The following is a 25,299-nucleotide window of genomic DNA, read 5'->3' as shown; positions in this document are numbered from 1 at the left end:
AACTATTTTGCATTCAATTGCTTTTGGGGAGTGTAATCTATTAGTTTTAATCTGTCACTTGGGTTACACTTTACGAAGGGCTATCTTGGAGAAGACAATGAGTAAAAAAGCAGTATTTGATGCAATAAAGGAACACGAAGCAAAATTTGTTGATCTGCGCTTTACTGACACCATAGGAAAAGAGCAGCACATCAGTATTCCGGTTTCAGCAATTGATGATGATTTTCTTGAAAATGGAAAAATGATTGATGGTTCTTCCATAAAAGGTTGGCAGAAAATTCATCAGTCTGATCTGGCGCTGGTACCTGACTGCAGCAATATTCTGCTTGACCCTTTCTACCAGGATAATACTTTAATCATCCGCTGCAATGTCGTTGACCCGCTTACCATGATGGGTTATGACCGCGATCCGCGCTCCCTGGCTCAAAGAGCGGAAGCTTATTTGAAATCTACAGGAATTGCCGATACTGCTTATTTTGGCCCTGAACCCGAATTTTTCCTTTTTGATGATGTGCGCTGGAAAACCAGCATTAACGGGGCTTTTTATGCAATTGATTCAGATGAAGCTCACTGGAACTCAGATAAAGTGTTTGAAGGCGGAAATATTGGCCACCGGCCATCGGTCAAGGGGGGGTATTTCCCTGTCCCGCCTGTTGACTCTTCTCAGGATATCCGCTCGGCAATCTGCCTGACCCTTGAATCTCTGGGCATGCATGTGGAAGCCCATCACCACGAAGTAGCGACTGGCAACCAGTGTGAAGTTGCGACCCGCTACGATTCGCTGGTCAACAAAGCGGACCAGATGCAAACTCTGAAATATGTTATTCAGAATGTCGCGCATAACTATGGCAAAACCGCCACATTTATGCCCAAGCCGCTGGTAGGCGACAATGGCAACGGAATGCACTGCCATCAGTCCTTGTCAAAGGACGGGGTGAATCTGTTTACTGGCGATAAGTATGCAGGGCTTTCCGAAACAGCGCTCTATTATATTGGCGGTATCATTAAGCATGCGCGCGCGCTGAACGCATTTACCAATCCCGCTACAAACAGCTACAAACGGCTTGTTCCTGGCTTTGAAGCGCCTGTGCTTCTTGCTTATTCTGCAAGAAACCGTTCTGCGGCAATTCGTATTCCCCATGTGAGCAATCCCAAAGGGCGCCGTATCGAAGTTCGCTTCCCGGATCCAATGGCCAACCCTTATCTTGCATTTTCGGCAATGATGATGGCGGGGTTAGATGGTATTCAAAATAAAATTCATCCAGGCCAGGCAATGGACAAGGACTTGTATGACCTGCCTCCCGAAGAGTTGGTGGATGTACCTACAGTTTGCTCTTCACTTGAAGAGGCCATTCGTCATTTGAGAGCGGATCAGGAGTTCTTGCTGCAGGGTGATGTATTCAGTAAAGACTTCATCGAAAGCTACATTGCTTTGAGAGAAGCTGAAATAGCCTTGGTGCGCAGTCTGGTTCACCCATTTGAGTTTGAGCTTTATTATAGTCTTTAAAATTCGTCTTTGCGAGCCTCTGGCGAAGCAATCCAGAACGGAGTTGAAATGTGGCACCGAAACTGGATTGCTTCACTTTGTTCGCAAAGACGAAAACTCAACAGGAAATAAACATGTGGAAATATGGATGGGGGCTGTTGCTATTTTTAACTGTCAACGTTGTGCATGCAGATATCTATAAATGGGTAGATAGTAATGGCAATGTCCATTTTACAGATAAACCGCATCCCGGGGCTGAGAAGATTGAACTGCCTGAAGCACAGACATATAGTCCCGCCACCAATCAACCCGCCGAAACTGAACAAATAGAAAAGCCGGCAGATGAGGAAGAGAAAGAGACCTATAGCTATCTCGCCGTCAGCCAGCCTCAGAATGAGGCGACTATCCGAAATAATCAGGGCTATGTGCCGATTATTATTGAAATTAAGCCTGATTTAAGAAAAGGCGATTTACTCCAGATCCTTTACGATGGCGAGCCATTGGGAGATCCGCAGGCTACAACAATTTTTGCATTGAATGATGTGAAACGCGGCAGCCATACCATAGCCGTTCAAATTGTAGACGCTGAGGGTAACGTTTTAAATACCAGCGAAGCGATCACCATCTACATGCAGCGGCCCCGTGTCGGAATGGGTCAGGTTAAACCGGTCCCTCATTAAATCCTTGTATCTTTTGTTTAAAGCTCTTGAAATTTGCATTCTAAGCCCTATATTAACCGGCAGTGCGGATTATTGTGTCTAATGGGTTTCCACCTGCGTTCAAATGACATAGTCAATCTATCAATTACACATCATTAGCTGGAGAGTGACTTAAATGGCGAGCAAGCAGCAGACAATGGGGTTTCAAACCGAAGTAAAACAAATGTTGAATATAGTGATCCATTCACTATATTCAAATAAGGAAATCTTTTTGCGGGAGTTAATCTCCAATGCCTCGGACGCACTGGATAAACTACGCTTCCTGGCATTATCCGACGCATCCCTGTATGAAGGAGATTCCGACCTCAAAATCACTATTGAATGCAATGAAAAATTAAAAACCATTACGATAAAAGATAATGGAATAGGAATGAGCTGGGATGAAGCAGTTAGTAATCTGGGCACAATTGCCAAGTCAGGTACTAAAGAATTCCTCAGCCAGTTGACTGGCGAAAAAGCAAAAGACTCTCACCTGATCGGTCAGTTTGGCGTTGGTTTTTATTCCGCATTTATTGTGGCAGACAAAGTGACGGTTAAAAGCCGTCGTGCAGGTTTAAAGACAGAGGACGGCATTGTCTGGGAATCAACAGGCGATGGCGAATTTACGATTGCCCAGGAGAATAAACAGCATCATGGCACAGAGATTACTCTCCATCTTAAAGAGGAGGATCTGGAGTTTGCTAGTGACTGGCGTATTCGCAGTATTATAACCAAATATTCCGATCATATCTGTTGGCCAATTGTCATGAAGAAAGCGGACGATGAAGAGAAAGAGTCGTCTGAGTTTGAAACTGTGAATAAAGCGACGGCATTATGGACATTGCAAAAATCTGAAATCAGCGATGAAGAGTACAAAACTTTATACAAGCATATTTCCCATGATTTCCAGGAGCCATTATGCTGGTCACATAATCATGTCGAAGGTAAGAATAACTATATCAGCTTACTTTATATCCCCTCTCATGCCCCCTATGATTTATGGCAGCAAGAAACCAAGCATGGGTTAAAATTATATGTCAAACGCGTATTTATTCTAGATGATGCTGCGCAATTTTTGCCCCGTTATTTGCGTTTTGTGAAGGGAATTATCGATGCCAGCGATCTCCCTTTAAATATTTCTCGCGAGATCCTTCAGGATAACAAGCAGGTTGATTCAATCCGTGCTGCCTGTACTAAACGTATATTGGGCATGCTTGATAAATTGGCGGAGCAGGAGCCAGAAAAATACCAGAAATTCTGGGATGAGTTCGGCCAGGTTCTTAAAGAAGGCCCCGTTGAGGATTTTGCTAATCGGGAAGCTATTGCCAAGCTATTACGCTTCACCAGTACTCATAGTAATTCTGAAAAACAAAATGTAACGCTGACTGAATACGTTTCGCGAATGAAGGAAGGACAGGATAAAATCTATTACATCACTGCTTCCAGCTATAATGCTGCAAAACATAGCCCCCATCTTGAAATATTCAGGAAAAAAGGCATTGAAGTATTATTGATGAGTGATCGGATTGATGAGTGGCTGGTAGGTTATCTCAGTGAGTTTGACGGCAAAAAGCTGCAATCCATTAGCAAGGGAAAAATCGACTTGGATGTTGAAGATACGGAAGAGGCTAAAAAAGAGGAAGAATCCTTAACACCCATGCTTAAACAAATCAAGGAGGTATTGGGTGATAAAGTTAAAGATGTCGTCATTACGCACCGCCTGACTGACTCACCAGCCTGCATTGTTGCCGATGAACAGGATATGGGCCTGGAAATGCAAAGGATTCTGCAGGCTGCAGGCCAACAGGTACCTGTTTCCAAACCAGTATTTGAAATCAATCCTCATCATGCATTAATTAAGCGTCTGCATGGCGTCGAGGATGATTCCTGGTTCGGCGAATGGGTTACCGTATTATTTGAACAGGCCGTTTTGGCAGAGGGCGGTCATTTGGACAATCCTGCTGATTTTGTCAGCCGCGTCAATAAGCTATTGCTCTCGGCTTAAGTTGGAAGAAGCCTTGATTACCCCTGCGAAGCATGGGGTAATCAAGGTATGGCGTGGGTTTGAACAATCAAGGAGGGAGTATTACTCGTCAGTTAGGCGAAAATACTTTGTACCGAAGTAACGTTGCAATTTTTTTCTGATTGTACCACGACTTATTCCCAGCATCTTGGCAGCTTGCAGCTGATTGCCACGGCGTTTTTCCATTACGGCTTTTAAAAGAGGTGGTTCGACTTCAGAAAGAATCATGTCATAGAGATCAGTTATGGATTTAGTTTTATTTTCAGCCAGAAAGCGAGTCACAAGGCTGTAAACCAAATCCTGGAGACCTTGCTCTTGTCGTGTTGTTTGAGAAGAGTTTTGTGTATCAATGACATTCATCATAACTTCCTTATTTTAGTTAAATCTATCAATCCAAATGCCTTTATAGACTAAAAGCAAAATTAATTGTACATGAAGGTTAATTGATAATCTACTACCCTTTTTCACAAAGCAAAGGGCTATTTTTGATAAAGATGAAGCTGAATTAATACAATTAAACCGATAATTTATCATCTAAAAGCCTGGCAGCCTGTTCACGGTCAAATTCATTCTCCAGGTTGGCAATCGTAATTGTGGCAATTCCATTTCCAATCAGATTGGTAATAGAACGGGCTTCCGACATAAAACGATCAATTCCTAAAATTAACACCAAGCCCTCAACAGGGAGTGTGTGCAAGGTAGACAGGGTGGCTGCTAAAACGATAAAACCGCCGCCAGTAACCGCAGCCGCGCCTTTTGAGGTAAGCATTAGAATAAGCATTAAAAGAAGCTCATCTTTTATGCTCAAATCAATATTAAATGCCTGGGCAATGAATACGGTGGCTATACCTAAATAAATGGTGGTGCCATCCAGATTGAAGGAGTAGCCAGTAGGAAGTACAAGCCCGACTACAGATTTTTCGCAGCCGAGTTTTTCCAGCTTGCTAATCATTCGCGGTAAAACAGCTTCAGAAGAAGAGGTAGCCAGAACTATCAGAAGCTCCTCTCTGATAAAGATTAGGAAACGCCAGAGACTAATACCATTCAGGCGGGCAATGCTACCCAATATAATGAATATAAACAGAAAGCAGCTGAGATAGACAGTAAGTAATAACTTACCTAGTGAAAAAAGTGTGTCGATCCCATAGGTGCCGACGGTAAAGGCCATCGCTCCAAAAGCACCAATTGGCGCCAGTTTCATAATCAGATTGACCATGGTAAACAGCAGGGAGGATAGCTCGCTGAGGTTGTTCATCAGATTCGGCAGATTTCGGTATCGGATGATGGCAAAGGCTGTCAGCAAAGAGATCAAAAGAATGGGCAAAATATCCCCTTTGCTAAATGCGGATATCAGCGTGTCCGGTATCAGGTTGAGAAAGAAGTGGGTTGAGTCGAACTGCTGTGCCTGGGACACATAGGAGGAAATCGCCTGGGTGTTAATATTCGTAATGTCGATATTCATACCAGCACCGGGCTGAAGCCACTTAGCTGTAAAGATAGCAATTACCAGAGCAAACGTAGTGATCAGTTCGAAGTAGAGAATCGCATTAATTCCTATACGTCCGACCTCTTTTATATCATTTGCCTGAGTGATCCCGGTGATTATGGTGACAAAAATAATCGGCCCAATCATCATTCGGATTAGTTTAATGAATCCATCCCCCCAGGGGCTGCATTTTAATTGCAAGGGCGGGTAAAAAATATCCCAGAAGAATTCCTGAAAAAATGCCAAGGAGAACTTTAAAATAAAGCTGATGATAGATTCGTTTGCTCATTTGTTTTTTTCGTTGACTGATGGCTTAAATAGTTTGAAAATTAAGTGATTTTATAAGGACGCTTAAGCATGTTAACCCATTCTTTAGCTGCTTTCCAATTGCAAGGACTTAATTATGAATGTTTCTGAGTGGCTTGGCCATTTAATTGCTTTTGATACCACTTCAAGAAATTCCAATCTTGAACTAATCCACTCTGTGCAGAGTTATTTGGAGTCTCATGGCCTTCATTCCTGTCTTATTCATAACAGTAAGCAGCCAAAGGCGAATCTATTCGCTAGCTTGCCGGCTGTTAATGGCAGCGTAGAAGGGGGCATTATTCTTTCTGGCCATACCGATGTAGTGCCTGTTGATGGACAGCAATGGGAAACCGATCCGTTCGAGGCCACTGAAATTGATGGAAAAATTTATGGGAGAGGCGCTTGCGATATGAAGGGGTTTATCGCAGTGGCCCTGGCAATGCTTCCCCGATTTAAAGAAATGAAGTTGAGCCATCCTGTTCATTTTGCTTTTTCCTATGATGAAGAAGTAGGCTGTTTAGGAGCTCCATTTATGATTGACCATATCAGCAATCAGGGCATTAAGCCCCTGGCTTGTATCGTTGGCGAGCCAACCAGCATGCGGCCTGTCATTGCACATAAGGGAAAGGAGTCATTCCGCTGCAGTGTGCATGGTATTGCAGCCCATTCCTCTTTAACCCAGCAGGGTTGTAATGCGATTGAATATGCTGCTGATTTAATTTGCCATATCAGGAGGATGGCCGATCGTTTCAAGCAATCGGGTAATCAGGACAGGCACTACGACATGCCCTGTACGAGTTTGACAACTAATCTGATCAATGGTGGAAACGCTTACAATACTATTCCGGCTCTGTGTGAGTTTATTTTTGAATTTCGTAATTTGCCTGAAGATAATGCGAATGAGATTCGTGGCGAAATCAGCAATTATATCGATGAGCATTTGCTGCCGCGGATGAAGAAAGAAAATCCAGCGGCCAATATCAGGCTCGACAGACTTGCGGCAACCGCCGGCCTGGATACACCAGTGGACGCTGAGCTTAGCCAATGGGCAAGAATGATTACTGGTGAACAGGAACAATTAAAAGTAGCCTATGCCACTGAGGCTGGTTTGTTCCAAAAAGCAAGTGTCCCGACGATTGTCTGTGGACCGGGAAGTATTGAGCAGGCACATCGTGCGAATGAATATGTATCCATTTCGCAACTCAATGCTTGTCAGGATTTTTTAACAAAGATGGTACAAATGAAGTTCTCCAGAGAAGCATCATGTCAATAAAAAATCTGATAATTTTTGTATGCGTTCTATTTGCGAATTCAGTCGCATTTGCTTTTACACCTAAACTTGAGCAATTTAAACTAGGCTTAAGCTGGGCATTTTGTTAAGCCCGATATTGCAGCAAGCCGTTCTGTGCCTGGTCAGAGCTCCGATCTGGCTTGCTTCTCACGGTTTGCAAAAACATTTTAACCTTGCATTTTTCCCACATTCAGCTAAATTTAATAAGCGGTTAAACGCATTAAGTTACTCCAGGTTACTCCAAACTGAGGGATTTTCCCTTTCTGTATTCCGTATTTGTACTTATTAAATCAGCTGTTTCTATATACATACATCTAACTAAGGAGTAGTTATTATGGATAATCATTCTGAAATGGTAGTAAGAACCGACGATGTAATTGGTGTGGACGTTAAATCTCCCTCCCTTGAAGATCTTGGCGAAGTAAAAGAAATCGTGCTCGATAAATTCAGCGGACAGGCTCGCTATGTAGTCGTCGGTTTCGGTGGATTCATGGGACTTGGCGAAGAATACTATGCATTTCCCTGGAAAAGCATCAGCTACAACAAAGCTGAAGAGTGTTTTATTTTGAATGTAGATAAATCCAAACTGAAACGCGAATATGGTTTTGATAAAGACAATTGGCCAGATATGGCAACTTGGCCAAATACTGTTGACAAGTATTACGTTTAAGTTTTTAAAGTAGAATCTTGATTGCGTTGCACTCCAAAAGAGACAAACGTAATCAAGGTTTTCAATCGATTAGGGCACATTCTCGTGTTGACAGTAGAATTTGCTTTCCCAATGCAGTCAAAATTCCTAGTTTATCTGCAGTCGTATACGCCGCCTTATATTTCTTTTCCAGGTCAGCAATGCATGCTTCAAGCTGCTTACTGTCATGCAAATTCAACTGCTTCATACGCTTAAAAACACGTATTACCCGGCTTAAAACAAAGCTTGCATGATAAATTCCCAGCATGGGCCGTAACTCACTTCGGATGGGTGATGAAAAACGTTCCTCTTCTTCATTTAAAATCAAAGGATCGAAAGCAAGAATTGTATTCAGGAACAAGTGCGAAGTTTCGTGTACTAAATGTTCCACTAAAAATAAGCTGGAAAGTTCTGATAGATTCCCATTTGGCGCAGACAAATATATTGCTCCGAAAAATTTGGGGGAAGTTGCACCTATATTCATGTCACTTTTAACGAGATGAATAGTAGATACCAAAGAACTAATTTCCGCAGTAATCCCACTATCGGTAGCTGATATCAGTTGTAATGCCTTTAAAACTTCGGATTGAAAGCCTTGTAACTCGTCTTGACTGGGTGTAAAAGCATTCAGTTTTTGGGGGCCAAATGCAGTAGTCACTTCCTCAGCAAAGGCTTTTTTTTCCCAGTCTTCCTGTAATCCCAAGGTTATTTGAATTTCATTGCCAGTCCATTGCGTACTATAAATTATACTGCGAATAACCAGATTGACTTCAATAACAGAATCCTTCCTCATAGCCTCTAAAAGCCAGAAATACTGAGTGTAAAGCCAGGGAGAAATATATTTTTTTTCAGTAATTTCTAATCGGTCCAATCGACTAATGAGTCCGCTATAATCCTTGTCCAAAACTTGCTGCGCATAGTCAATCAGTTTGATGAGGCTATGCAGGAATCGATGTTTATAGGCCTGATGCAAGATTCCAGGCATATTTTGCTGCGGCACAGCCGTGATTTGCTCATAGGGCAGATGGTAGAAATTCATCATTACAACCCAGGTGCACTGGCTGTAGGTGCAACAGAATGGGCTTCTTCATCCTGCTGTTCCTCTGGGCGGTCTAAAAGAATAATTATTCGATTTATCATCGTCGGAATTGTTTCCTGAAGCACATCCTCAGGAATATTTCTGAAAAATTTATTCTGATTGGAATTTGTTTTTTTATTAACTGTCATAACTACCTCCCTGATTATTCCATGAATTCTAGCAATAGTAATATCTCACTTCAAACGATTTAAAATTTAAATACTGCAGGTTGTTCCTGTGGATCGATATAACTTTAAATTAATAAAAGAAACCAATTAGACCCGTTCGGCTTGAGGAGGAGCATAGCTTCTTCTCGAAAGCTCGGGCGCAGCCAATAGCTATCTATCTACACCAATATTTTCCCCGTCCGAATCCCCGCGGCACTGACCGCGGGGCCCATGCCTGGTGGAGTAGCATGATCCTCAGACAAGTTTCAATGTTGCCAAAAATAGGGTTTAACAGGTAGTCATAAACAAGTGTGATTAACATTCAATTGGCTTCGTGTGGGCCCCGCGGTCAAAGCCGCGGGGATTCGATAGCTTTTAATTCTCATGCGCTTGTGTAGATAGCTATGGGTCGCACCCCGGGCTGAGGAATCCCCTCATTTTTATATAGTTAGCGTATGACTTAACATTGCTCAAACAGATCTATTATCGTGTCGTTTCCGCGTAGGCGGGAATCTATTTCTCAAGATAATTCTAACTTTGTTTGCAAGATGGATTTCCACCTACGCGGAAACGACATTGTTTAAAGTCATTTTGACCTAATAAGGTACGTATTTTTTGAATGAAAAAACGAGGGGATTACTCAGTCCTCAGGGCGAACGGATTGATGAATGATGGATTTGTCTGGAGTAGGTAACGACTAAAGCAGGAATATGTACCTCTTTATGGATATATTCTGCTATGGATCAATAAAAGTGTTATAATTCCATGATTAAAATACAGCATAAGCTGCCTTGAATTAGAAGCGATTACCTATGATAGACCTGCACTGCCACAGCACCTTTTCTGACGGCTTACATAACCCTGAAGAGTTATTAAATAAAGCATTACATGCAGAGCTTAAGTTAATGGCTTTGACCGATCACGACACCATAGATGGCAGTCTTGCGCTGGTTGAAATGGCATCACAGCATGCTATCCGAATAATTCCTGGAATTGAAATCAGTACAAGATGGAAGAAGTATGACATTCATATTCTTGGTTATCAGCTTGATTTGCGAAGTGAACACCTGGATGCCCTCATCAGGGAGCAGGAAGCTAATCGTCAGCATCGTGCTGTACAAATAGCAGAAAAGCTTTCACAACTTGGTATCGAAGATGTATTCAGTAAAGTCTCTGCAATTACAGGCCATGGCCGTATCGGACGCCCTCATTTTGCCCAGCTTTTGATTAATGAAGGTCTCGTGACAGACAAACAGGCCGCATTCAGCCGGTTTCTGGGAATGAGAAAACCAGCCTATGTGCCCACTCCCTGGGTGTCCATTGAGCACGCGGTACAAACAATCATCCATGCCGGTGGACAGGCAGTATTAGCCCATCCAATGAAATACAAATTAACCCGCAGCAAACTGCATGAACTGATTTCGCTTTTTAAGGAAGCAGGCGGCGAGGGGATGGAGGTAGTTTCCGGCGAAGGAATGACGAGGGAATGGCAGGAGTTGGCAGGGCTATGCCTGCGCTATGAACTCCTAGCCTCAAGCGGCTCTGATTTCCATGGTGACGGGATCTCCCGCATATCCCTTGGACGTCAGGCAAGGCTTCCCGAGCACTGCTCCCCCATTTGGGAGCAGTGGTTAGAGTAAATATTAATCAAAAACCATAATCCATGCCTGATTTCTCATCAGTCTCAATGGCTATGTCAGGGAACAAGTCATGCAGTAAGGTCTGTTGTGACGCCTGGGCGGAAAACGAATCATCGGGTGTTTTCTCTGTGGAGCTTGTTGCAATCTCAGAAGACTCAGTTAAACGGAATCTCTTGGCCGGGGAAGGGCCTTCTGCGCCAGCTCTGCGCTTGTAACCGTTAAAAAATGATTGGGGATTACGCCCGGGTGATTCTATCCCCATGGATTCTCTAAGTGCTGGCATATATTTCGCCAGAGTCAGCAGTTCCCCTTGTGGAAGACAGTATATTAACTCATCACAGTCCTGAGTCGATAGATTGAGGGCTGCCAATGATGGAGCGGCGACTTCCAGAAATAGTTTAATATCAAGAGACATACGCCTTTTCATAAAGAAGATAACATCAGCAACAGACCAGAGCCAATACGATAAGGGGAATCGCTGATTATTACAAAAGGCTATAAACTTTTCCTGTTCTGCGTTGAAACACTCCAGCATACTGCAAAAAATAATTTGGGCAGTTTGCTTTGTGAGTATTTGGACTAGCTCGGGGAAAACCAGACAGGCCTGTTGAACGTCCAGTTTTTTTAGCAGTTCAACATAAGAGTTTATTGTGGTGAAACTGCTTGAGATTTTGTCAAGTACTGCCAGAAATAATCTGCGACATTGTTCAGGGGTTAAATAAATGCTCAGCGATATAAAATCATCCAGTGTGTCAATTGACGCCGGTAAAATATCAAATATTGTATCTAAAACCAACTGACGTTCAGTTGGTTCAAGTTTTTCCAGAGATTCTAGCGTTCCACTCATAGAATACTTTGAATGCGTTAATTCAAGTTTAGGCATGATACGACGAATCTGCGCCTTGCTTAAATAAACTGAAATAGAAATTAAATCCGATAAATAAACAATTCTTTTGTGAATAAACCGCTCTAATAGTTTAAATGCATCATTTCGTTTATTGTCATCCAAATGAGCAAGAATGACGGTAATTCTTTGAGCGTTCTTATCGGTCCATCCGGTCATTCCATCTTTGAATATTTCAAATAGGGCGCCGCATTCTTTTTTTGAAAGCGCGTTATTGCTGATAAAATTCGAAAGGTCATAGAAGGAGTGGATCGATTGGGTTAATCTATACTTAAATGTTTGAAAAATATCAAGCCGCTGTTTTTCACTCAGGTATTTGAATGGTCCGCAAATGACATCACTCGCCCGCACAAACATCTTTGGCAGCAATTTCCTGCGATAGACAAAATCATTGACAGTTTGCCGTTGGCTGACTGAAAGATTGCTTAGTAAAATATTCCAGCTTTCTGCCGAATCTACAATGGTGCCCAAGTTGGGTAAAATGAACTGACTAAATAGAAATTCTCTTTGTTCAGGATTAATACTTTGAAGAACCGAGGACAGACTATAAACAGTATCCAAACCGAATTCTGGCAGGCGCTTTTGTACCTTTGAAAAAAGGGAAGCGACCTGCTCTCGTGACTTAAGCAGAAATTGACGCTGCTCCTCGCCAAGCTTTTCCTCGTGCTCGGAAGTGATTTCTGCAACTGCAGTAAGGCGGACTGGCGCAATCGCTTTATTGACAAGGCGTAATTGTTCAGTGACGACAGGTTCAATAGCGTGTCTTAAAAATTCGTAAGTCCAAATATTGTCTTCATCTGTTAATGGAATCAATAGCGAAAGATATCGATGAGGGATTGGAATCCAATATTTATCCCTTAAAGTGGTATATATTTGCGCTGGAGTGTCTATTTTTTTTAGCTTGCCAATTTCCAAAGTGTCGAGTAATTCATTAAAATGCTCGGTGGCCAGGGCTTTGTAAACGTCCAACAGGTTACGGGATGTTTCAATCCAGCCCCTTAGATGCTGTTTATATTCCGAAAACAAATTCGCTGCTTCCTCAGGGCTGAGTGAACCATAGAGGCTGATAAATCCCTTGAGCGTTTTTATATTCTCCAATTTATCTTTTAACCCCTGAGGGAATATGATCGTTCTGTGATCGGGTAAAAGCGTACCGTAAAGACGAGTAGTCTCCTTTATGTCTTTTGGCAGTTTTGGAAGCCTTGCTTTCATATCCTCGAATAAGGACTGCTTCAGCGGAGTGTCTTTTAAAATACGGGATGAATATATTTTACAGAAAGACGGGAGTGTTTTTATCGCTTTAGGCAGTTCATCCTTTATCGAATTCAAAACAACGCTTCGTTTATCGGAATCCAGTTCTCTGAGTGAGTTTGAAAATTTGCCTGTCTTTTGAATAAAAAGTTTAATGAGGTATGGTTTCAACTGCTGGCAGATAGCCTGGCATTTCTCTGTGTCCAAAGCGCTTAAAAGATGGATCAGCAAAGGAACTAAACGATCCAATATTTTTCTTTCGCGATGAAGAAGTGATTGACTTAAAGCAGTCAATAGCGCATTCATTTTGGCTGGGGAAGTGGTCAATGCAAAAAGGACAAGAGGCTCTGTATTCTCTGATTTTAGTAAGGAATCTGCTATTTCCCAATCAGCACAAATACTGGCAATTTCATCTTCTCCTAAGAGTTCAAGCACTTCAAAATCCTGGGGATGGTTAAAACTGAGTTTTAATGAAAAATAGCTCCGCAGCCCACTGGTTAAATTTAGCTTGTCCCGACCGTCTAATGGTTGCTTAAGATTGAGTTTATCCTTTAAGGCGGTTTTTGCATCCCTGAAGGATTGGACCACCTCAGCAATTAATAGTTTCTTCCTCTCATTACTGATACCGATTTTGCTTAATTCTGGAGCATGCTTTTTTATCAGTTCTTCCAGCTGATCCCCTAGGATCTTAAGGCAGGTATTGGGATCTTCCTGGTTACTTTTTTTAAAGGCATACTTTCTCAGTTTTAAAAGTAATCCCTCAACTGCTGGGGGTATATCGACTCCGGCCGCTGATTTATTGGTAATGATACCTAGCTTTAGCAGAACATCATAAATGACCTGACGTGCCTGTTCCAGTTGCTCCTGATCAGGTTCTTCCATATTCAGCAAGGGTTTGAGGGGGGCTATATAATTTTGAAATTCGGATGGCAAATTAGTAGCTGTAGTTATAATCTTACTAATTAGCTCTTTGTCGAAAGCTCTTACACTAGGACTGGTAAAATTACGTATTTTCTGGATAAAGGCTCTGATTGCCCCGGGTTCCTCACTGTGATTGTCCAGGTGATCATACCAAGCCAGGAAATCATAAATATTTTTATCAAAGAATTGACCGGCAGTAAACTCTTTCCCTACGCCATGGACGCTGTTTTCGCGCATTTTTTGGCGTAAGAGATTAAGCTGGCCTAATAAATTACCATTATCCAGAGTCAATGCATCTAGACGTTGTTTGGCTTCATAAATTGTCTGGGATTCAAGGCAGTGCTTAGATAATCGATAAATTTCATCTTTGCTCATTTCCACTGAACCGGGCTCAGTATTGTCATCGATATAGGGATTATAAATTGTGGGGCTCCCTGCATTTTCATCAAACACCAGCATAGCGCGTAATGGCAGCAAGTGAGTGCCGGCATCATTTAAAATGTGAGTGGAAAGAATATTAACCAGGTCAATATCCCACTCATTGGCTTCGTTAAGGGCAGGTGTTAAATAAGGATAGTCGTCATGAACGGATTCGACACATTGCAGGCTGGGGATTAAAAATAACAGAGGATTGGCGGGCTCGCCATTTTCGGCATGCGGTTTGTTTGAGGCGACAACTTTGGCCGCATCGCACCAGATTCTGGTGACAGGATGATGCGGTAAAGCAGTATAGCAAAGCAGGTTGCCTGTGATGACTTTCCAGTTTTCAATCAGCGCGTTTTCGAGTGCGGCTAAGGGATTTTCTGATTGAAAAACGCTGCGAAGCAGTTTGAAGCTGTGAATAGTATAGGCATGTATCGCTTTCTCATGTAGAGTATGCGCTGGGCCTGCTGCTTCAAAGTCTTCAATCAGTTGCGGAAAAATTGTCTCAATGCTATTGAATAATAATTGCTGTTGTTTATCCATTGTGCTCTTTCATGAATCTTAGTGATTGCTGATATTGCGTTATGATAATTTAGATATCCACTTTGCGCAAGAGTTGTTCAGCGGTGTCTTTTAAAGTCAAGCTGCGCATTGGCTTTAAAATCATGGTATAATTGCCGCTAAAATAGTCACTTTGAATTGAAATTCCCTGCTGGCTTACAACAATTGAGGAAATCATATGAGTTTTAAAGAGCTGGGATTAATAGAACCCCTGGTGTTATCTACCAGTGAACTGGGATATCAACAACCTTCACCTATCCAGAGCCAGGCAATTCCCGCCATTTTGCAGGGAAGGGATGTATTGGCTTCTGCGCAAACGGGAACAGGGAAAACGGCAAGCTTTGTTCTGCCTCTTCTCCAAAAAATACATGACAAGCCTCGCGCCAAACACAACCGTGCGCTGGTTTTAATACTGACGCCTACCAGAGAGTTGGCAGCCCAGGTTCATGAAAGCATCCTGCAATACGGGCGTCACTTGTCTTCGCGCGCGGCTGTCGTTTTCGGCGGGGTTAAAATCAATCCGCAGATGATGAAGTTGAGGGGAGGGGTAGAGTTTCTCGTTGCGACGCCTGGCCGGTTGCTGGATTTGCATCAGCAGCGCGCCATTTCCTTAGATCAGATAGATACTCTGGTTCTTGACGAAGCCGATCGCATGCTGGATATGGGCTTTATTCATGACATCAAACGGATTATCAATTTACTTCCCCGAAACCGTCAAAATTTATTATTCTCTGCAACGTTTTCGGATGAGATTCGCTTGCTGGTCAAAAATATTTTGAATAATCCTGTTGAAATCGATGTAGCACCTAGGAATACGACGGTAGCTGCAATCAAGCAAACCGTTCATCCCGTAGATAAAAGCCGTAAATCGTCATTACTTAGCCATTTGATCCATAAAAATAAATGGGGCCAAACGCTGGTATTCGCAAGGACAAAACACGGGGCTAACAAACTGGTTAAGCAGCTGGGAGAGCAGCAGATTTATGCAGCAGCGATTCATGGAAACAAATCGCAATCCCAGCGTACTAAAGCGCTGGCTGATTTTAAATCGGGTAAATTACATATCCTCGTAGCGACCGATATTGCCGCTCGCGGAATTGATATTGATCAGTTACCATGCGTGGTTAACTTTGATTTACCCCAGGTCGCAGAAGATTATGTACATCGAATTGGCCGTACAGGTCGGGCAGGTGCTGCCGGCCTTGCTGTTTCGCTGGTAAGTGCTGATGAAGTCGGCCAGCTCAATGCTATAGAAAAATTAATTAAACGGAAATTGAGCCGGGTTGAAATCGAAGATTTTGAGCCCAACCACAGCTTGCCGGCCTCTGCCCCTGTTACTAAACCCCCGCGCAGGAATGTTCCATTCAAAAAGAAACCAGCTAATGCTGCAAGCCAGGAAAGGCGTAAATCGTTTAGGTAGTAATGAGATTATTTCCGCTGTATTGGATATAACTTGAACCCCTACGTACCGCGCTTTATGCGCGGTATCCAGGCAATGTTTGTGATCAATAAGTATCAATACGCCTATTATGGTTACCGCGCATAAAGCGCGGTACGTAGAGAGGTGGTACGTAGAGAGGTAGGTATATAGTGCGTTACGCAAGCACTAGCAAAATACTCCACTATTTGAAAACTGGCATAGAAACAAAATTAAGTGATACAATCAGCCCCCTAAATTGTATCGCGCGTCAATGGACATTTAACAGGGGACCTTAATGAGTCAGTTTTTTGCAATTCATCCAGACAATCCACAGGCAAGATTGCTAAGAAAAGCAGCTAACATTATTGAAGAAGGCGGGTTAATTGTCTATCCGACGGATTCTGGTTACGCTCTGGGATGCCGTTTAGGCAATAAGGCCGCATTAGAGCGGATCAGACGGCTGCGTCACCTGGATAAAAACCATAATATGACACTGGTCTGTCGCGATCTTTCTCAACTAGGTACCTATGCTCGCGTTTCCAATCCGATTTTTCGTCTCTTAAAAGCGTTTACTCCTGGCTCCTATACCTTTATCTTGAATGCAACCCATGAAGTGCCGCGGCTCATGCTGCATCCCAAGAAGAAAACCCTGGGATTAAGGGTTCCTGATAATAATATTACTTTGTCTTTACTGGAATGCCTTGAAGCCCCCTTAATGAGCACCACTTTAATTCTACCTGGCGCAGATGCTCCTTTGAGCCAACCTGAGGCGATCAGGGATTTGCTTGGGAATCAGATCGATTTGATTATTGATGGCGGTGATTGTGGTCACGAGCCTACCACTGTAGTGGATTTGACGGGTGATTACCCTGTGATAATTCGGGAGGGCAAGGGTGATCCCGAGCCTTTTCGCTGATTTTTTATAACCAGAGGTTTTAGATGTCTTTATTTAGTGCTAACAAACGTGTGGTTTCCGGTATGCGTGCCAGTGGCCGTTTGCATTTGGGTCATTACCATGGTGTTCTAAAAAACTGGTTGAAGCTTCAACACCAGTATGATTGCTATTTTTTTGTGGCCGATTGGCATGGATTAACGACCTCTTATGAAGAGCCAGGATTTATTGAAAATATTTTATGGGACATGGTTGTCGATTGGCTGGCCTGCGGCATTAATCCAAGCCTGTCAAAAGTTTTCATCCAGTCCTGGGTACCGGAGCACGCCGAGTTACACCTGCTTTTATCCATGATAACCCCACTCGGTTGGTTGGAAAGAGTGCCTACTTATAAAGATCAGCAGGAAAAACTTCGCGAAAAAGACTTGTCGACTTATGGTTTTCTCGGCTATCCGCTTTTACAAAGCGCCGATGTGCTGCTCTATAATGCGGATTGGGTGCCTGTGGGTGAAGATCAGGTTGCCCATATTGAGTTGACCCGTGAAATCGCCCGCCGCTTTAACTTTATCTATGGCCGGGAACCTAATTTCGAAGTACAGGCTGCCGAAGCAATTAAAAAAATGGGAAAGAAAAATGGGGCCTTGTATAGTGAGTTGCGTAAAAAGTTTCAGCAGGATGGCTGCCATGAATCGCTTAACACGGCCAAGGCCCTGATTGGAAACCAGCATAATTTATCGATCGGTGATAAAGAGCGTTTAATGGGGTATCTTGATGGTTCAGGCAAAATCATTCTTTCTGAGCCGCAGCCTTTACTGACTGAAACTCCCAAAATGCCGGGCACAGACGGGCAAAAAATGTCCAAGTCCTATGGTAACACGATTAGCTTAAGAGAGGATTTGACCCAGGTCGAAAAGAAAATTTTTACGATGCCGACCGATCCGGCACGGGTAAAACGCAGTGATCCCGGCGAGCCTGAGAAATGCCCCGTTTGGCAGTTACATAAAATTTATTCTTCGGAAGATGTGAAAGATTGGGTTCAGACGGGTTGCCGCTCTGCAGGGATTGGCTGTATTGACTGCAAACGCCCAGTGGTGGACTCGATCAAGCAGGAACTAATTCCAATTCAGGAATCGATAAAGAATTATGAATCCGATTTGAGTTCGGTGAAGCGTTTGGTAGCAGAGGGAAGTGAGGCCGCGAGAGATGAAGCGAATAAAACCTTAAAAGATGTACGTGAAGTCATGGGTCTTGATTATTAATGCATGCAGCTGAAACTGAATTAGAGCAAACGGTATTCGCGACGATTGGGGGCAAGCCTTTTACAGACTTGCCTCCTGATTTATTTATACCGCCTGACGCCCTGGAGGTTTTGCTCGATTCATTTACTGGCCCGCTTGATTTATTACTTTATTTAATCAGAAAACAGAACCTGGATATTCTCGATATCCCCATTGCATTGATTACGCGTCAATACATGCAATACATCGAGTTGATGCAAGATCGAATGGAACTGGCGGCTGATTATCTGGTAATGGCTGCCATGTTAGCTGAAATCAAATCACGGATGTTATTGCCTCAGACAAGCACAGAAGAGGAAATGGAAGAAGATCCGCGTGCGGCACTGGTTAGAAAATTGCAATTGTACGAGCAATTCAAAGAGGCTGCGCTACAATTGGATGAATTACCACGTGAAGAACGTGATTTCTTCAATGTCAATTTGCCAGTGGATGGTGCAGAGAAGTTAAGGCTGCACCCTGATGTATCCCTTGATTCCTTAATCGAGGCAATGGCTGAGTTAATTACCCGCCAGGGCCATCAGCTGCACCACCAGATAATGCGCGAACCGCTTTCAGTTCGTGAAAGAATGGCTATAGTGCTTGAGCGTTTGCAGCAGGCTGGGGGGTTATCCTTTGTTGCCTTGTTGAACAAAGAAGAAGGGCGGATGGGAATTGCTGTGACACTCCTGGCAGTTTTGGAATTGGCTCGGCAATCAATTGTTCTTATTATCCAGACGGCCGCCTTTGAGCCCATTCATATTCGAGAGTTTGATAATGGATGAAATTAATTTAAGAGGAATTCTGGAAGCTTTATTAATGAGCTCCAACAATCCCCTAACTATCGAACAGCTACAGGCCGTTTTTGATGAATGCCCTCCTGAAAAGGAAGTGATACGGCAGGAGCTGCAAAATCTGGCTAAACAGTATGAAGAAAGTGGTATTGAGTTAAAGCAATTGGCCAGTGGTTACTGCATCCAGACCCGTGGGAAATACAGTTACTGGATTAATCGCCTGAATGCTGAAAAACCGGTTAAATATTCCCGGGCCTTGCTGGAAACGCTAGCGATTATTGCCTACAGGCAGCCCGTTACGCGTGCTGACATTGAAGAAATCCGCGGGGTTGCGGTAAGTACTGCCATTATTAAAACATTGCTGGAGCGCAACTGGATCCGCGCTGCCGGCTATCGTGATGTTCCGGGGAAACCGGCGGTGTATATAACCACCAAATTTTTTCTCGATTATTTTAATTTATCATCCATCCATCAGCTGCCTCCCTTGCCTCATTTTGAGGACATGCCAACATCAAAAAATGAGCAGCCTGAAGATGTAGAAGAAGAGTGTGTTGAATCATGAAAGAACGTTTACAAAAGATATTAAGTCAGGCAGGCCTGGGGTCACGCCGTGAAATGGAGAAGTGGATTGAGCAGGGTTTAGTTTCGGTGAATGGGCAGGTTTCCAAAATAGGCGATTCAGCCGGTGCCGAAGATAAAATTGCAGTAAAAGGCAAGCTTATTAATAACCCGCTCAAACACAAACCCCGAACCAGGGTGTTGATGTATCATAAGCCAATCGGTGAAATTTCCAGCCGCCGTGATCCCAAGCACAGTAAAACGGTGTTTGATAAACTGCCCCCTCTGCGTGAAGGGCGTTGGGTACAGGTGGGTCGGCTGGATATTAATACCTCTGGCTTACTCCTGTTTACCAATAACGGAGAAGTGGCGAACCATTTAATGCATCCCAAACATCAGTTGGAAAGAGAATATGCTGTCCGTGTGCATGGCCAGGTCAGTGATGAGGCGGTCAGCGCCTTGCTCAAGGGGGTTACGCTGGAGGATGGCTTTGCCAAATTTAAAAAAGTCGAGTACAAAGGGGGCGAGGGCAGCAATGCCTGGTACCACGTTACTCTGACTGAAGGAAGAAATCGTGAAGTCAGGCGTCTCTGGCAATCCCAGGGCGTTGAAGTAAGCCGTTTGATTCGAATCCGCTATGGACGCGTTACTATGCCGCGCTCTTTAGCAAGAGGCTGTGCCCAGGAAATGACTGATAAAGAAGTACGCGCTTTCCTGGCTTCCATTGGTATGAATGACGCCTGATTATTCAATTAGTAATGACCACGCCCTGTGTTCAGGGCCCTAAAGACAGATGTAAAATGACAAAAAATCGCCAGACTCAACCCCTTGTAACTGCAGTTATTGAAAAATTTAGCCATGATGGCCGAGGAATCGCCCGTATCAATGGCAAGACAACTTTTATCGATGGGGCGTTACCTGAAGAAACCGTATCATTTCAATATACACGTAATAAAAAAGATTACGATGAGGGGCGCCTTGTTGAGGTAATAACAGCCTCCGCCCATCGCGCAAAGCCTCGCTGTGACCATTATCAGCTATGCGGCGGTTGTTCATTACAGCATCTGGATGAAAAAATTCAGATCCTTGAGAAACAGAGTTTATTATTAGATATGCTTCAGCGTATCGGTCATTGTCAACCGGATACGATTCTTGAGCCGCTCAGTGCCGGAAGCTGGAATTATCGTAATAAGGCGCGTTTGAGTGTACGCTATGTCCAGAAAAAGCAGTCAACGCTGGTGGGCTTTCGCGAAAAAAATAATCCACGGTATATAACAGAAATCAGCCATTGCCCTGTCCTGCATAAAAAAGTGGATGACAATATTCAGGCATTGCGCAAGCTCATGGACTCCCTTGAATCGCCTGAAAAAATAGCACAGATTGAAGTGGCAGCAGGTGATGAGGAAGTGGCTTTGATTCTAAGGAATCTTTCCCCATTATCCGCTCAGGAAGAAGAGCAGTTAAGAGATTTTGCTGATGTAAGCGGTTTTATTTTTTATCTGCAGCCTGGCAATAGCGAAACGGTGAAGCGTTTTTATCCTGAATCTGATGATGAGTTTCTGCATTACGAGCTGCCGGATGAAGGAATTCATTATCAATTTCATCCCACGGATTTTACGCAGATTAACCCCGGGTTGAACAGATTGATGATTGGGAAGGCGCTTGAGCTATTACAGTTAGACAAGGATGATACTGTATTGGATTTATTTTGTGGCCTGGGAAATTTTTCATTGCCTATTGCCAGGCGTTGCCGCCAGGTCATTGGCTTTGAGGGCAGTGAGTTGATGGTCAGGCGTGCATCGATGAACGCAAGCCTGAACCAGATTGATAATGTCCAATTTCATGCGGCTAATCTTGATGAGCCGAATGTGCTGGCTAATTTTAAGCTTCCGACGATAAGTAAAATTTTAATTGACCCACCACGTTCCGGAGCACTGGAAATTATGCGGCAAATCGATAAACTTAAACCAGGGCGGATTGTTTATGTTTCCTGTAATCCAGCAACACTGGCTCGTGATAGCGATATTCTGGTGAATCAACAGGGTTATCATCTAAAGGCAGCAGGTGTCATGGATATGTTTCCACATACTTCCCACGTGGAATCGATTGCGATGTTTGAAAAGGAAAAGTAGTTATGGTAAAGGTTAAAGAAGATACTCCCTGGTTAAGCGACAGCGGTATAGATTTGGAGCAATGGCTGCATCAGTTAGGGAGCAAGGGGTATTTTCAGGATCTTGATTTGATTCGTAATGCCTGTACCTTAAGCCAGCTTGCAGGTTATGACCATGCGACTGAAACAGGAATATCCTGCCTGCAGCAAGGGCTGCAAATGGCCGATCTTTTGGCTGATCTGGAAGTAGACCAGGAAACGCTAAGCGCCGCGATTATTTTTGAAAACGTCCACTATGCCGAATTATCCCTGGATGATGTCGAAGAGCAGTTAGGCCACTCAATTGCCAAACTGGTGAAAGGCATTGAAAAAATGAGTGCCATTCATAATCTCCAGGCACTTAATAAATACCCGCAAAACAAACATCAGATTGATAATGTGCGTAAAATGCTCCTGGCAATGGTTGATGATGCGCGGGTGGTACTTATCAAATTGGCCGAACGCCTATGCGTTTTGAGAACCTGTTCACAGCTCCCTGAAGCGATACGCCGGCAAATTGCGACTGAAGTCATGGAGATATATGCGCCTTTAGCCAATCGTCTGGGTATTGGCGCGATTAAATGGGAAATGGAAGACCTCGCTTTCCGCTATCTGCATCCTGAAGAATATAAGTCGATTGCCAAAGGGTTAAAAGCCAAGCGTCTTGATCGGGACCGCTATGTTAATTTAATCGTTCAGGAACTGAATAAACGCATTAAGGCAACCGGAGCTTCTCATTTTGCTGTTTACGGACGATCAAAGCATATTCATAGCATCTATAAAAAAATGAAGCGGAAAAATGTACCCTTGGAAGAGATTTATGATGCGACTGCTGTTCGGGTTTTAGTGGAGACCAAAGAGCAGTGCTATGATGTTTTAAGCATGGTTCATGCAGTCTGGAAACAAATTCCAGCTGAATTTGACGATTATATTATTAACCCTAAGCCGAATGGTTATCAGTCCTTACATACTGCAGTGGAAGGACCGGAGGATCGCGTATTTGAAGTGCAAATCAGGACGTTTCATATGCATGATCTGGCCGAAATGGGGGTCGCTGCCCACTGGAAATATAAAGAAGGCGGGTTCCAGCAGAAGGAAAGCCACGAGCGCAAAATTGAATGGCTGCGGGATGTATTGGCCTGGCATAAAGAAATGGCCGCTTCAAGCGGGGTGTCGGAAGCAATCGAAACAGAGTTCCTGGAAGATCGGGTTTATGTGTTTACCCCTGACGGCGACGTGCTTGACCTTCCCAATGGCGTAACACCTCTTGATTTTGCCTATCATGTACATAGCCAGTTAGGGCACCGTTGCCGCGGGGCAAAGGTAAATGGTTCCATCGTACCCTTGACCTACCAATTGCAGACAGGGGATCGCGTAGAGGTTTTGGCAGGAAAGGAGTCGCGGCCTTCGCGTGACTGGATTAACCCCCATCTGAATTACTTACGTACCTCCCGGGCTCGGGCCAAGGTTTTGCATTGGTTCAAAATGCAGGATTATGACAAAAACAAGGCTGAAGGCCATGAAATTCTCGACAAAGAATTGAAAAACCTGGGCATAAAGATGGAGCGCCTTGGTGATGTAGTGTCCTCGTTTAATTTCAAGCGACTCGACGATATGCTGGCTGCATTAGGACGTGGCGATATTAAGCTGGGTCAAATATTACATCGTTTGACGCCCGCTGAAGAGGAAGAGACGCAGATACACACAATAGTCAAACCGCAGGCGATTCCCCAGGTCAAGGGCAGTGATTTGCGAATTGAGGGAGTAGGTAATCTGCTCACCAATATGGCTAGATGCTGCCAACCGCTGCCCGGAGATGACGTGGTGGGCTATATTACTGTCGGTCGCGGTGTTTCCGTACATCGCAAGGATTGCGCGAATATCCTTCATGCCAGCCCCAGGCAGAAACAGCGTTTTCTCGAAGTCTCATGGGGTTCTGCAACACGTGATCATTATGTGGTAGACGTACTTATCAAAGCCTTTGATCGTTCAGGTCTACTGCGTGATGTGACTTCATTATTATCGAATGAGAAAGCGCATGTTTATGCTTTGCAGACGTTTAGCGATAAGCAGGAGAATACCGCGACTATCAAATTAACGGTAGAAATCGACGGTTTAAACAGCCTTTCGAGATTGCTAAATAAACTTGAGCAGATTCCTAACGTTCTGGAGGCCAGAAGGCAGGTATGATGATCTGTAGGTTGGGCTGTAAAGCCCAACATCTATCGCTGGGCTTCACAGCCCAGCCTACAAAGAAGTGAACCCCTATTTACGCCCTAGAAGCGATTGATGTTCGCCCTGGGGTGGCTGTTCATCCGATTTTAACCACCCTACAATTGAGGAGAGGTTTGGTAAGCCAGAGAACTTGAAAGAGGGGCTCCAGCTTAGTCCGGCCGGCTTGGTGGTTGTTGCAGGACCGCCAGACAGTGAGGTGACCTCATGTTTTAGCACTGACTCACTTGTAATGCCGTAGTTGTACTCAAGATGCTTCTGGTATGTTGATGGAAACCCTTTTTTGATTTGATCTTTAGTCATGCTCATTGGGAATCGAATGGCAAACCAATTACGATCAGCATCAGACAAATTGACTCTAAGGGGATTCTGGTTGCATTCATCCATTGCCAAGCCGAAGACAGTAATATTATGACTTTTGAAGCCTCCAACACATTCTATTACTTCAGCGAGATATCGTGGAATAGCTTCGCCTTGAACAATTAAATAAATATGAGTATCCATTTTCTCAAAATCTGTTTTATCTGTAACTTGAATGCTGGCAAAAAACTCTGAGACACTGTTATATTTCGCTTTAAAATTCTCAAGCGCAATAAGGTTATCGAAAACGACTCCGGACTCAGATTCATTATCTGCTACAAAGAAAACCGATTGCATGTTGTTTTCATCAGAGGATTGGGCTTGTATCAATTCAGCACCCGAGAGTCCCTTGTTTGAATTATTCATATAAACTGTAAAAGGCGCCAACATGCTAACTTTTACGGGGGGTAATTGCTGTGTTCTTGATTCAAATATTGGCTGAAATGAGAGGGGTAATAGAATTGCCTCATCCCTTGATGAGCCAGAAAAGACATCATTTCCGTAAACTTTATTGTGTGATCCATTGTAAAGTTCATCTTCATTTGCAAAAGAAACAGCAGTTTGTCTGGATAACCAGCTGGGAGGAACATAAAAAGTTTGTGTTAGCATTTTATTTACTTCGATTTGAACAGGGTGTGCATTATATCATCAAAAGGTGCGTCCAATCAAATATTTGATTGCAATTTGTTCATTGCTG

Annotated in this window: 20 protein-coding genes; 14 read left to right on the top strand and 6 right to left on the bottom strand. The window is 43.6% G+C overall.

Going from position 1 to position 25,299, the window contains the following annotated elements; translation table 11 throughout:
* The first annotated feature begins 97 nt into the window (after positions 1-97).
* The 3 genes from glnA to htpG all read left to right on the top strand — a co-directional run bounded on the left by glnA (position 98) and on the right by htpG (position 4,189).
* The gene (gene glnA / locus DYH42_RS07750; RefSeq protein WP_058522786.1) at positions 98-1,507 is read left to right on the top strand and encodes a type I glutamate--ammonia ligase; all 1,410 of its coding nucleotides are present in this window, start codon (positions 98-100) and stop codon (positions 1,505-1,507) included.
* Positions 1,508-1,620: 113 nt separating this feature from the next.
* Positions 1,621-2,166 (top strand): DUF4124 domain-containing protein, encoded by a 546-nt coding sequence (locus DYH42_RS07745; protein ID WP_058522785.1) that lies wholly within the window; start codon positions 1,621-1,623, stop codon positions 2,164-2,166.
* Positions 2,167-2,320: 154 nt separating this feature from the next.
* Positions 2,321-4,189 (top strand): molecular chaperone HtpG, encoded by a 1,869-nt coding sequence (htpG, locus tag DYH42_RS07740; RefSeq protein WP_058522784.1) that lies wholly within the window; start codon positions 2,321-2,323, stop codon positions 4,187-4,189.
* 81 nt (positions 4,190-4,270) lie between these two features.
* Here htpG and DYH42_RS07735 read toward each other — a convergent pair whose 3' ends face one another.
* Positions 4,271-4,567, bottom strand: a complete 297-nt coding sequence (locus tag DYH42_RS07735) for a helix-turn-helix domain-containing protein (protein WP_058522783.1) — start codon at positions 4,565-4,567, stop codon at positions 4,271-4,273.
* Between the two features lie 154 nt (positions 4,568-4,721).
* Positions 4,722-5,939 (bottom strand): C4-dicarboxylate transporter DctA, encoded by a 1,218-nt coding sequence (gene dctA / locus DYH42_RS07730; protein ID WP_162263082.1) that lies wholly within the window; start codon positions 5,937-5,939, stop codon positions 4,722-4,724.
* A gap of 157 nt (positions 5,940-6,096) precedes the next feature.
* Between dctA and argE the strand changes: the two genes are divergently transcribed.
* Both argE and DYH42_RS07720 read left to right on the top strand, forming a co-directional pair.
* Positions 6,097-7,272: an acetylornithine deacetylase gene (argE, locus tag DYH42_RS07725; protein WP_058522782.1), complete on the top strand. Its 1,176-nt coding sequence runs from the start codon at positions 6,097-6,099 to the stop codon at positions 7,270-7,272.
* A 352-nt stretch (positions 7,273-7,624) separates the two neighbouring features.
* Positions 7,625-7,960: a PRC-barrel domain-containing protein gene (locus DYH42_RS07720; RefSeq protein WP_058522781.1), complete on the top strand. Its 336-nt coding sequence runs from the start codon at positions 7,625-7,627 to the stop codon at positions 7,958-7,960.
* A gap of 61 nt (positions 7,961-8,021) precedes the next feature.
* Here DYH42_RS07720 and DYH42_RS07715 read toward each other — a convergent pair whose 3' ends face one another.
* Both DYH42_RS07715 and DYH42_RS07710 read right to left on the bottom strand, forming a co-directional pair.
* Positions 8,022-9,020 carry an aKG-HExxH-type peptide beta-hydroxylase gene (locus DYH42_RS07715; protein ID WP_083503068.1) on the bottom strand — a complete coding sequence of 333 codons (999 nt, stop codon included), beginning with the start codon at positions 9,018-9,020 and terminating at the stop codon, positions 8,022-8,024.
* Positions 9,020-9,205 carry a hypothetical protein gene (locus DYH42_RS07710; RefSeq protein WP_058522779.1) on the bottom strand — a complete coding sequence of 62 codons (186 nt, stop codon included), beginning with the start codon at positions 9,203-9,205 and terminating at the stop codon, positions 9,020-9,022. Before DYH42_RS07710 ends, DYH42_RS07715 begins: the two co-directional genes overlap by 1 nt.
* An 830-nt stretch (positions 9,206-10,035) precedes the next feature.
* Between DYH42_RS07710 and DYH42_RS07705 the strand changes: the two genes are divergently transcribed.
* Positions 10,036-10,863, top strand: a complete 828-nt coding sequence (locus tag DYH42_RS07705) for a PHP domain-containing protein (protein WP_058522778.1) — start codon at positions 10,036-10,038, stop codon at positions 10,861-10,863.
* Positions 10,864-10,870: 7 nt separating this feature from the next.
* On the opposite strand, the gene DYH42_RS07700 is transcribed toward DYH42_RS07705, so the two are convergent.
* The gene (locus DYH42_RS07700; RefSeq protein ID WP_058522777.1) at positions 10,871-14,905 is read right to left on the bottom strand and encodes a hypothetical protein; all 4,035 of its coding nucleotides are present in this window, start codon (positions 14,903-14,905) and stop codon (positions 10,871-10,873) included.
* A 196-nt stretch (positions 14,906-15,101) separates the two neighbouring features.
* On the opposite strand from DYH42_RS07700, the gene DYH42_RS07695 reads away from it, so the two are divergent.
* The 8 genes from DYH42_RS07695 (at position 15,102) to relA (ending at position 24,200) form a co-directional block, all read left to right on the top strand.
* Positions 15,102-16,343 carry a DEAD/DEAH box helicase gene (locus DYH42_RS07695; protein WP_058522776.1) on the top strand — a complete coding sequence of 414 codons (1,242 nt, stop codon included), beginning with the start codon at positions 15,102-15,104 and terminating at the stop codon, positions 16,341-16,343.
* Between the two features lie 295 nt (positions 16,344-16,638).
* A complete protein-coding gene (locus DYH42_RS07690; RefSeq protein ID WP_058522775.1) occupies positions 16,639-17,259 on the top strand; it encodes an L-threonylcarbamoyladenylate synthase in 621 nt (206 codons plus the stop codon).
* 23 nt (positions 17,260-17,282) lie between these two features.
* Complete coding sequence (locus tag DYH42_RS07685) at positions 17,283-18,494, top strand: tryptophan--tRNA ligase (RefSeq protein WP_058522774.1); 1,212 nt, start codon at positions 17,283-17,285, stop codon at positions 18,492-18,494.
* Positions 18,494-19,294 (top strand): segregation and condensation protein A, encoded by an 801-nt coding sequence (locus tag DYH42_RS07680; protein WP_058522773.1) that lies wholly within the window; start codon positions 18,494-18,496, stop codon positions 19,292-19,294. The genes DYH42_RS07685 and DYH42_RS07680 overlap by 1 nt, the downstream gene beginning before the upstream one ends.
* The gene (gene scpB / locus DYH42_RS07675; RefSeq protein WP_058522772.1) at positions 19,287-19,865 is read left to right on the top strand and encodes an SMC-Scp complex subunit ScpB; all 579 of its coding nucleotides are present in this window, start codon (positions 19,287-19,289) and stop codon (positions 19,863-19,865) included. The genes DYH42_RS07680 and scpB overlap by 8 nt, the downstream gene beginning before the upstream one ends.
* Positions 19,859-20,605 carry a 23S rRNA pseudouridine(2605) synthase RluB gene (rluB, locus tag DYH42_RS07670; protein WP_115317009.1) on the top strand — a complete coding sequence of 249 codons (747 nt, stop codon included), beginning with the start codon at positions 19,859-19,861 and terminating at the stop codon, positions 20,603-20,605. Before scpB ends, rluB begins: the two co-directional genes overlap by 7 nt.
* 56 nt (positions 20,606-20,661) lie before the next feature.
* Complete coding sequence (gene rlmD / locus DYH42_RS07665; protein WP_058522770.1) at positions 20,662-21,993, top strand: 23S rRNA (uracil(1939)-C(5))-methyltransferase RlmD; 1,332 nt, start codon at positions 20,662-20,664, stop codon at positions 21,991-21,993.
* A gap of 2 nt (positions 21,994-21,995) precedes the next feature.
* Positions 21,996-24,200 (top strand): GTP diphosphokinase, encoded by a 2,205-nt coding sequence (gene relA / locus DYH42_RS07660; RefSeq protein WP_058522769.1) that lies wholly within the window; start codon positions 21,996-21,998, stop codon positions 24,198-24,200.
* Between the two features lie 75 nt (positions 24,201-24,275).
* Here the strand turns inward: relA and DYH42_RS07655 are convergent, their stop codons facing one another.
* Positions 24,276-25,211 carry a hypothetical protein gene (locus tag DYH42_RS07655; protein WP_058522768.1) on the bottom strand — a complete coding sequence of 312 codons (936 nt, stop codon included), beginning with the start codon at positions 25,209-25,211 and terminating at the stop codon, positions 24,276-24,278.
* Between the last annotated feature and the right edge of the window lie 88 nt (positions 25,212-25,299).

It is taken from the genome of Legionella birminghamensis (assembly GCF_900452515.1).
Classification (GTDB): Bacteria; Pseudomonadota; Gammaproteobacteria; order Legionellales; family Legionellaceae; genus Legionella_C; species Legionella_C birminghamensis.
This window is presented reverse-complemented; position numbering and strand designations above follow the sequence as displayed.